At 58.7% G+C, this 2,825-nt stretch carries 3 protein-coding genes; 1 reads left to right on the forward strand and 2 read right to left on the reverse strand.

All coding sequences use genetic code 11. The features are described 5' to 3' along the window. Nucleotides 1-139: 139 nt before the first annotated feature. Together DU29_RS0127820 and DU29_RS0127825 are read right to left on the reverse strand one after the other, a co-directional pair. On the reverse strand, nt 140-1,153 hold the full coding sequence (locus tag DU29_RS0127820; RefSeq protein ID WP_028624640.1) for an AI-2E family transporter: 1,014 nt from the start codon (nt 1,151-1,153) through the stop codon (nt 140-142). 241 nt (nt 1,154-1,394) lie between these two features. Then, nucleotides 1,395-1,700, reverse strand: coding sequence for a PsiF family protein (locus DU29_RS0127825; protein ID WP_028624641.1), 306 nt, complete (start codon nt 1,698-1,700; stop codon nt 1,395-1,397). 125 nt (nt 1,701-1,825) lie between these two features. Between DU29_RS0127825 and DU29_RS0127830 the strand changes: the two genes are divergently transcribed. Further along, complete coding sequence (locus DU29_RS0127830) at nt 1,826-2,701, forward strand: DMT family transporter (protein ID WP_028624642.1); 876 nt, start codon at nt 1,826-1,828, stop codon at nt 2,699-2,701. Nucleotides 2,702-2,825 lie beyond the last annotated feature (124 nt).

Below are 2,825 nucleotides of genomic sequence, written 5' to 3' on the forward strand. Positions count from 1 at the left end.
GGATTTATCCCCGTTGGACTGCGCAGCAGTCCTAAAACCATTCACTCAGTAATCCTGAAGAAATGCAGGGACTGCTTTGCAGTCCGACGGGGATAAATCCCCTCGCCACAATTATCCATCACCACAATGGATCACTCGATCAAACCATCCCCACCTGTTTAAGCTCGCTTTTCAGATACGCATAATAAATCGGCCCTGCCACGACTCCCGGCAGGCCGAATGCGGCCTCGAACACCAGCATCGCCAAGAGCAACTCCCACGACTTGGCACTGATCTGCCCGCCGACAATCCGCGCGTTGAGAAAGTATTCGAGCTTGTGGATAACAATCAGGTAGCCCAGCGCCGCCACCGCGACCCAGATCGATAGCGACAAACCGACAATCGTGATCAGCGTGTTCGAGATCAGGTTGCCGATAACCGGCAGCAGGCCGAGCAGGAACGTCAGCACGATCAGGGTTTTGGTCAGCGGCAACTTGATGCCAAGCATCGGCAACACCACCGCCAGGAAAATCCCGGTGAAGAAGGTGTTGAGCAGGGAAATCTTGATCTGCGCAAACACGATATTGCGAAAGGCCTGGACCAGCAGGTGCAGACGATCGAACAGCGCGGCCGCCAGCGGTTTGCGTTTGGTCAGGTCCGGCACGCGCTGCAGGGCGATGATTGCGCCGAGCACCATACCGATCAGCAACGTCACGAACATGTGCGCGGCATCCTTGCCGACCAGTTGCAGATCGCTGAGGTGCTTGCTCATCCATTCGCCGATGGCTACGCGAAATTCGGCGGCGCTGGCAGGGAGGTAGGCATCAATGAACGGCGGCAGCTGCCCGCGCGCCCGATCGACCACGACCATGAATTTGTCGAGGGAAGCCCCTGGGTTTTCGGCCTCGTGCAGCAGAAAACTGATGGCGCCGGCGAAGAGCAACGCCAGGGCGCTGACCACTAACGTCCCCAGCAACGCCACCGCCAGCCAGCGCGCGCGCCGACCTTCGATCAAGCGCTGCAACTGCGGGGTGAGCATGTTGACCAGTTCGAACACCAGCAAGCCGGCCAGCAGACTGGGTAATAACCGCAGAGGAAGCACCAGCAGCAAGCCACCAAAGATGATGACCCAGCTGATCACCAGCAGAACCTGGCGTTGAGAAAACGTTGGCATACAGCCTCAAAACGAACGGCGTAAAAGGATTGGCAGTCTGCCAGCGTTCCGATGGGAGCACTAGGAATTGTGTGGGTCGTCTTTGGTGGGACTTTCGGCGCTCTTTCAGGCCTCATCGCGGGCAAGCCCGCTCCCACAGGTATCTCGAGTGCCTGCACATTTTTTGCTCGACACTGAAAACTGTGGGAGCGGGCTTGCCCGCGATGAGGCCCTCACAGCCCGTGCCTGTTCCAGCCTGACGTTATTTCTTCTTCAAACAATCGCTCATGAACGCCTTGCGCTCATCGCCCTTCAGCGCTTTGGTCGCGGCATCGGCATTGCAGGTTTTCATCTTCTGCTGCTGCGCGGTCAACACCTTGTCATCATTGGCCGCAGGCGCGGCCTTGAGGCAAGTGCTCATGAAGGCCTTGCGCTCATCGCCCTTGAGGCTTTTCGCGGTGGCGTCAGCGTTGCAAGTGGTCATCTTGTTCTGTTGGGCCGTGGCGGCAAAACCTTGGGCACACATCAGCAAACCGATCATCAACAAAGGGGCACGCAACATCTTCATGGTGTCTTCTCCTTGTTGCCGCACCGAGCAGTGCGGCCTCGATGTGCAGTGTAGACAACGCTTGTTACACCACCATCGCCGTGACAGTGGATAATCGCCCCTCATTAACGCTGTGGTTATTTCTGATGCAATATGCTTTTCCACTGCTGGCCATTTTCATCTGGGCCGGCAACACCGTGATTACCAAAATGTCAGCCGGGGCGATCTTCCCCGCCGAGATCGGTTTTTACCGCTGGCTGCTGGCGGGATTGCTGTTCACGCCGTTCATGCTCAGACCTGTGATCGCTCACTGGCCAGCCATTCGCCCGAACCTGGGCAAGATTTTTGTCCTCGGCGTGTTGGGGATGGCGGTGTATCAAAGCCTGGCGTACTTCGCAGCGTCACTGACGTCGGCTACCAACATGGGCATCATCCTGTCGCTGATGCCGTTGATGTCGCTGGCGATGGCCATAGTCAGCCTCGGCCAACGGCTGACGGCAGGCGCATTGGCGGGAGCGCTGCTGTCGTTGACCGGCGTGTTGGTGGTGGTGTCCTCCGGCAGCCTCGGCGTGTTGCTCGAACACGGCGTGAATCTGGGCGACGCGATGATGCTGATCGCGACCCTGGCCTATGCGATCTACAGCACGTTATTGAAAAAATGGCAGCTGCGCCTGCCACCGCTGGTGTTGTTGTATCTGCAGGTGTGGGTGGCGGTGGTGGTGTTGTTTCCGCTGTTTGCCCTGTCGGCGAAGACCGGCCTGACCTCGCAGAACATTCCGTTGGTGCTTTACGCCTGTTTGCTGGCCTCGATGGTAGCGCCGCTGGCGTGGATGCAAGCGGTGGTGCGTCTGGGGCCGAGTCGGACCACGCTGTTTTTCAATCTGCTGCCATTGATCACGGCGTTGATTGCGGCGGTGGTGCTCAACGAGCAGCTGGCTTGGTATCACCTGGTGGGCGGGCTGCTGACGCTGGGAGGGGTGATTCTTTCGGAACGCTGGACGACGGTGTTGGGCCGCGCGTAATCAACTGTGGCGAGGGAGCTTGCTCCCGCCGGGTTGCGCAGCAGACCCTTTTTGTGCCCGCTTCGCGCTCGAGCGGGAGCAAGCTCCCTGGCCACAATGGGTCATACCCCATCCGCCTTCAAAC

Source organism: Pseudomonas sp. Ant30-3 (assembly GCF_000690905.1).
In the GTDB taxonomy this organism is placed as follows: Bacteria; Pseudomonadota; Gammaproteobacteria; order Pseudomonadales; family Pseudomonadaceae; genus Aquipseudomonas.